General features: G+C 59.1%; 4 protein-coding genes and 1 pseudogene. 1 reads left to right on the top strand and 4 read right to left on the bottom strand.

The genetic code is table 11. The features are described from left to right. The 4 genes and pseudogenes from ACRESJ_RS31180 to amaB all read right to left on the bottom strand — a co-directional run. A pseudogene (locus ACRESJ_RS31180) lies at positions 1 to 99 on the bottom strand (branched-chain amino acid ABC transporter permease LivH); the annotation flags it as partial. 249 nt (positions 100 to 348) lie between these two features. Further along, positions 349 to 1482 carry an ABC transporter substrate-binding protein gene (locus ACRESJ_RS31175; RefSeq protein ID WP_431761337.1) on the bottom strand — a complete coding sequence of 378 codons (1134 nt, stop codon included), beginning with the start codon at positions 1480 to 1482 and terminating at the stop codon, positions 349 to 351. A gap of 363 nt (positions 1483 to 1845) precedes the next feature. Beyond that, the gene (amaA, locus tag ACRESJ_RS31170; RefSeq protein WP_431761336.1) at positions 1846 to 3129 is read right to left on the bottom strand and encodes an L-pipecolate oxidase; all 1284 of its coding nucleotides are present in this window, start codon (positions 3127 to 3129) and stop codon (positions 1846 to 1848) included. A 157-nt stretch (positions 3130 to 3286) separates the two neighbouring features. Next, positions 3287 to 4777 carry an L-piperidine-6-carboxylate dehydrogenase gene (amaB, locus tag ACRESJ_RS31165; protein WP_431761335.1) on the bottom strand — a complete coding sequence of 497 codons (1491 nt, stop codon included), beginning with the start codon at positions 4775 to 4777 and terminating at the stop codon, positions 3287 to 3289. A gap of 175 nt (positions 4778 to 4952) precedes the next feature. Between amaB and ACRESJ_RS31160 the strand changes: the two genes are divergently transcribed. Then, positions 4953 to 5855: a LysR family transcriptional regulator gene (locus tag ACRESJ_RS31160; RefSeq protein WP_431761334.1), complete on the top strand. Its 903-nt coding sequence runs from the start codon at positions 4953 to 4955 to the stop codon at positions 5853 to 5855. Positions 5856 to 5920 lie beyond the last annotated feature (65 nt).

The following is a 5920-nucleotide window of genomic DNA, read 5'->3' as shown; positions in this document are numbered from 1 at the left end:
GATGATGCCATAGACCATTGTGTAGCCGATGGCGATCAGGCCATAGACCGACCCGAGGGTCAGGCCGTTGACCAGTTGCTGCAGGAAAATACCATCCATAACGCAATCTCACGCAGTGAGAACCTGCACACCCCGGGTGTGCGGTTCTTCTAGGAAAATACAGATCTACGCAGGAGCAATGTCAGCCACGTTCAGCCGGCCCACAACCGCCCCCTGTAGGAGCGAGCTTGCTCGCGAAAAACGTCAACGAAAACGCTAGCTTGCTGTTAAACGCGTTAACCGAAGGTTCTTCGCGAGCAAGCTCGCTCCTACAAGGGAACCGTAAGGATCAGCCGATCGCGTCAGCCCTTACTTCTGTTTTTCCAGCTGGTGGTATTTGCCGTCTTTGTCCCACTGGTAAACCACGTAGTCGGACACTTTCAGGTCGCCCTTGCTGTCCCAGGTCTTCTCGCCCATGACGGTCTTGACCGGGTTCTTCTTCAGCCATGCAGCAGCGTCTTCGCCCTTGTTGGACTTGGCGCCATTGAATGCTGCAGCCAGTGTCTGGACCGAAGCGTAGGCATACAGGGTGTAGCCTTCAGGCTCGGTGCCGGCCTTGCGGAAGGCGTCTACCACAGTCTTGCTGTCTGGCAGCAGGCGTGGGTCGGCGCCGAAGGTCATCAACACGCCGTCGACGTATTGCGGGCCGCCAGCGGTAGTCACCAGTTCGTCGGTCACGATGCCGTCGTCGGACATGAACTTCACGTCTTTGAGGCCTTCGGTACGCAGTTGTTTAACCAGTGGACCAGCCTCTGGGTGCAGGCCACCGAAGTAGACCACGTCGGCGCCAGCGGCACGGATCTTGGTCACGACGGCGCTGAAGTCTTTCTCACCACGGGTCAGGCCTTCGTACAGCACTGGCGTTACGCCGCGCTTGACCAGTTGTGCCTTGGTGGCGTCAGCCAGGCCTTGGCCATAGGTGTCCTTGTCGTGCAGCACGACAACCTTCTTGCCCTTGAGCACGTCGACGATGTAGTCGCCGGCCACGATGCCTTGCTGGTCGTCACGACCGCACATACGGAACATGGCGCTCAGGCCGCGCTCGGTAACCTGTGGGTTGGTGGAGCCTGGAGTGATGGCGATGATGCCCGCTTCGTCGTAGATCTCGGAGGCCGGGATGGTCGAGGAGGAGCAGAAGTGACCGACCACGCCGGCGACTTTCTGGTTGGTCAGGTCTTTGGCGACCGTCACAGCCTGTTTCGGTTCGCAGGCGTCATCGCCCTTGACCAGTACGATTTTTTCCCCGTTTACGCCGCCCGCTGCGTTGACCGCATCGGCTGCAGCCTGTGCACCCTTCATGTATTGCTCGCCAAATGCCGCGTTGGCGCCCGTCATTGGTCCCGCTACGCCGATCTTGATGTCAGCCTGAGCAAACGCAGAAACACCCAACGCAGTTGCCACTGCGAGGGCCAGAAAGCCTTTCTTGTAAAACGTCTGGGACATGAGGTGGTGCTCCATGGTTTTTTTAATTTGGCACTGCGACTTCACTGACTGCTCAGAGCAAGTGCCGTGCCATCGGTTTTTTATTCTTCAAAAAGTCGCTGCATTATTGTTTTTTCGACTGTTTCGGTCCCATTTTCATTGGGCGTGCAACCGTCTAAACCGCGGAAGGTAAAACCAAATTTTTCCTTAGGCGCAACCCTGGTGCGCCATCATTGCAACCGCGGCTTTAAACGACGTGCAACCAGCCTGTAACAACGTGCGTCACCGAACTGCACACTGCTGGTGCGCAACTGCTACAACACGCACCACTACAGGCTAGTCGCTACGCCGAAAAGCGCCGCTTTAGACTACACATTTCAACAATCAGATAACGATCCGCAGGCACTGGCCCGCGTGATACAGCGAAAAACCAGCCTCATACAGACAGCTGCGCAACCCTGCCCCGGCCAATGGCTGCATGGGCGCGAAGGGAATCGGTAGCGCTTGAGGATTTCCGTTACACAAATAGTCGGCGAACGCCTTGCCGACCACCGTTCCCGTGGTCACGCCGCGACCGTTGTAACCGGTAACTGCCACTATGCCGGGCGCCGGCTCGAACAGGCGCATCAAGTGATCGGGAGTGAAGGCAATGCGCCCCGTCCAGGTGCATTCCCACTCCACCGGTTTCAGGTAGGGAAAGTAATGCTGCTGAACGCGATCGGCCCAGGCCTTGAGGAACCAGGCGGGTTTCTGATTGCCGTTGCCCAGGCTGCCGAGCAACAGACGGCCGTCTTTGTCCCGACGAATACTGCTGAGCACCTGGCGGGTGTCCCAGGAACCCTGGCCACCGGGAAGGATCTGTTGCGCGGCCTCTTCGGTCAGCGGCACCGAGGCCACTTGATAGTAATAGCCGGGGAAGAAATTGCGCTTCAGCTCGGTCCAGTCGCCTTCGGTGTAGGCATTGGAGGCGATCACCACTTGTTCTGCGAGCACCGAACCCTGCTCGGTCTGCACCGACCAGCGTTGGCCTTGACGTTCGAGTCGGGTTACCGGGGAGTGGTCGAACACCTGAGCACCCAGGCCGATAGCGGCTTTGGCCAGCCCTGTGACGTACCCCATTGGATTGAGTGTGCCGGCTCGCCGATCGAGCAACGCGGCGGCAATTTTCTTGGTGCCTGTAGCCTGTTCGCAGGCTTGACCGGTGAGCAGTTCCACCGGCGCACCACGGCGCTTCCATTGTTCTTCACGACTGCGCAGATCGGCTTCGCCACGGGCGTTGTGCGCCATGTGCAGCGTGCCTTCGCGGCGTAACTGGCAATCGATGTTGTATTTATCCACAAGGCTGAACACCAGCGATGGCGCCGCCCCCAGCATGCGGTTGAGCTGACTGCCAACCGTCTCGCCGAACCCAGCCTCGATCTCGTCCGGAGGAATCCACATGCCGGCGTTGACCAGCCCGACGTTGCGCCCCGAGCCACCATGGCCCGCGCGATGTGCCTCCAGCACGCAAACGGTCTTGCCTTGCTCCAGCAAATGCACCGCCGCCGACAGCCCGGTGAAACCGGCGCCGACGACGCAAACATCAACTGTCACTTCACCTTTAAGCGCCGCGTTGTCGGGCCTTTGCGGCGTCAGTTTTTCCCACAGACACTCTTCGCGTAACGGCATTGCCAGACTCCAACAGAAACCTAACAAACTAATGTAGGAGCGAGCTTGCTCGCGAAAAACGTCAACGAAAACGCTTGCTTGCTGGTTAAACGCGTTGTCTGAAGGTTCTTCGCGAGCAAGCTCGCTCCTACAAGGGGATCATTGTTCGATTAAACACTCAATCGAACGTAATGCCCTGGGCCAACGGCAACTCCAGCGAATAGTTCACGGTGTTGGTCTGGCGACGCATGTACGCGCGCCATGCATCGGAGCCGGACTCACGACCGCCACCGGTTTCTTTCTCGCCACCGAACGCACCGCCGATTTCCGCGCCGCTTGGGCCGATGTTGACGTTGGCGATACCGCAGTCGCTGCCCACTGCCGACATGAACTGCTCGGCTTCACGCACGTCGGTGGTGAAGATGCACGAGGACAGGCCTTGCGGTACAGCGTTGTTCAAACGCAGCGCTTCGTTGAAATCGGTGTAACCGACCACGTAAAGAATCGGTGCAAAGGTTTCGTGGCAGACCACATCGCTCTGCTCCGGCATTTCGACGATGGCGGGCGCAACGTAATAGGCATTCGGGAATTTGTCTTCCAGTTGACGCTGGCCACCGAACACGCGACCACCTTCGCTCAGGGCCTGCTCCAACGCGTCCTGCATGTTGTCGAAGCTTTGCTTGTCGATCAGCGGGCCGATCAGGTTGCCTTCCAGAGGATGGCCGATACGTACTTTGGAATAGGCGGCCTTGAGGCGGGTGACGATTTCTTCCTTCACAGATTCATGAGCGATCAGGCGACGCAAGGTGGTGCAACGCTGGCCGGCGGTGCCGACGGCGCTGAACAGGATGGCGCGAACGGCCATGTCCAGATCAGCGCTTGGGCCAAGGATCATCGCGTTGTTGCCACCCAGTTCGAGAATGCTGCGGGCAAAACGGGCAGCGATTTTCGGCGCCACTTCACGGCCCATGCGAGTGCTGCCGGTGGCGCTGACCAGCGCGACACGCGGGTCATCGACCAGGGCTTCGCCGGCGTCACGCCCGCCAATGATCACTTGGCTCAAGTGCGGTGGTGCATCGCTGAAGTTCTTCAATACGCGGTCGAACAGTGCCTGACAGGCCAGCGCGGTCAGCGGGGTTTTTTCCGAAGGTTTCCAGATCACCGGGTTGCCGCACACCAGTGCCAGCGTGGCATTCCAGGCCCAAACCGCCACCGGGAAGTTGAAGGCGCTGATCACGCCGACAACACCCAGCGGGTGCCAGGTTTCACGCATGTGGTGGCCGGGACGCTCGGAGGCGATGGTCAAACCGTACAGCTGGCGGGACAGGCCGACGGCGAAGTCGCAGATGTCGATCATTTCCTGAACTTCACCCAGGCCTTCCTGGGTGATTTTGCCGGCCTCCCACGACACGAGCTCGCCGAGATCGGCCTTGTATTCACGCAGAATATCGCCCAGTTGCCGTACCAGTTCACCACGGCGCGGTGCCGGAACCTTGCGCCACAGTTCGAACGCATGATCTGCGCGACTGATGTGCTGCTCGACTTCAGCAGCGCCTTCCCAGTTCACGGCGGCGATACGACTGCCGTCGATAGGTGAATGCACCGGCACTTTGCCGTTCTGGTACAGGGCCGGGTTCACACCAAGACGATCAAGCAATGCGGCAACCATGGGTCACTCCTCGAGCAAAAAACAGAACATGTGCAGCCGCCAGATCACGGCTGATCAGATCTGTAGTTTTAGCGCCACGCAGGTTACTCAACAAACGACCATTAAGAGAGATATCATTCCGTTTATTCATGCTGTGCATTGCTGGCAATAAAGAGACAAGAACAAAGGACCGCCCATGCTGAACAAACGCTATTTGCCATCGATCGCTGCGCTGCAGTGTTTCGAAGCCGTGACCCGGCATCTGAGCTTCACCCGGGCCGCCGAAGAGCTGAACCTGACGCAAAGCGCCGTCAGCAAGCAGGTTGCTCAATTGGAAGAGCTGTTGCAGCACTTGCTGTTTCGCCGGGTGCGCCGACGCCTGCAAATGACTCCAGCCGGTGATTTGTACTTGGTAGAGGTGCGAAAAATCCTCACGCAGGTCGAGATGTCGACCCACTACCTGCGCTCCTACGGCGGCGAGACAGAGGTCCTGCGCGTATCAACACCCTCGACCTTTGGCGCACGCTGGCTGGTACCACGCTTGAAAGGCTGGCGACTGCGCCATCCCTCGATCCATCTGGACCTGTGCAACGAACAGGAAGCCGACGATCTACTGCAAGGTCGCAGCGATCTGGCGTTCTACTTCGGCCAAGGCTCACGCCCCGGCACCGAATGCCTGAAGCTGTTCAGCGAGGAACTCGTCCCTGTGTGCGCTCCCGGCAGCCTGCCGGACACGCCATTCACCGACCCGACGCAACTTGCCGATCTGGTCCTGCTGCAAAACGCCTCCCGCCCCCAGGCCTGGCATGACTGGTTCGACAGCCAGGGCTACCACACCGAGCACAGTTACCACGGCCCGCGCTTCGAAACCTTTTATATGTGTATCCGTGCCGCGCAGGTCGGCTGTGGCGTGGCGCTGTTGCCGCGCTTTCTGGTGGAAGAGGAGCTGGCCGACGGCAAGCTGGTCATTCCCTGGCAGCATGCAATGCCCAGCACCGACGCGTATTACCTGGCGTATCCGGAACATTCGGCGGAAGTGCCCAAGGTGCGGGATTTTGTGAAGTGGATGTTGGAGCAGGTGGATACGCCCTCGATTTGAACCTGTCATCAGTCCCTGTGGGAGCGGGCTTGCCCGCGAAGGGGCCGGCACATTCAATATCAATG

The sequence above is a fragment of the Pseudomonas sp. genome (genome assembly GCF_050739655.1).
GTDB lineage: Bacteria > Pseudomonadota > Gammaproteobacteria > Pseudomonadales > Pseudomonadaceae > Aquipseudomonas.
Note: the sequence above shows the minus strand (reverse complement) of the source record. Positions and strands in the feature narration are given on the sequence as shown.

Excerpts from the sequence above, each read along its gene's own strand:
- ACRESJ_RS31175 (WP_431761337.1), bottom strand. The coding sequence starts at position 1,482 with ATGTCCCAGACGTTTTACAAGAAAGGCTTTCTGGCCCTCGCAGTGGCA.
- amaA (WP_431761336.1), bottom strand. The coding sequence starts at position 3,129 with ATGCCGTTACGCGAAGAGTGTCTGTGGGAAAAACTGACGCCGCAAAGG.
- amaB (WP_431761335.1), bottom strand. The coding sequence starts at position 4,777 with ATGGTTGCCGCATTGCTTGATCGTCTTGGTGTGAACCCGGCCCTGTAC.
- ACRESJ_RS31160 (WP_431761334.1), top strand. The coding sequence starts at position 4,953 with ATGCTGAACAAACGCTATTTGCCATCGATCGCTGCGCTGCAGTGTTTC.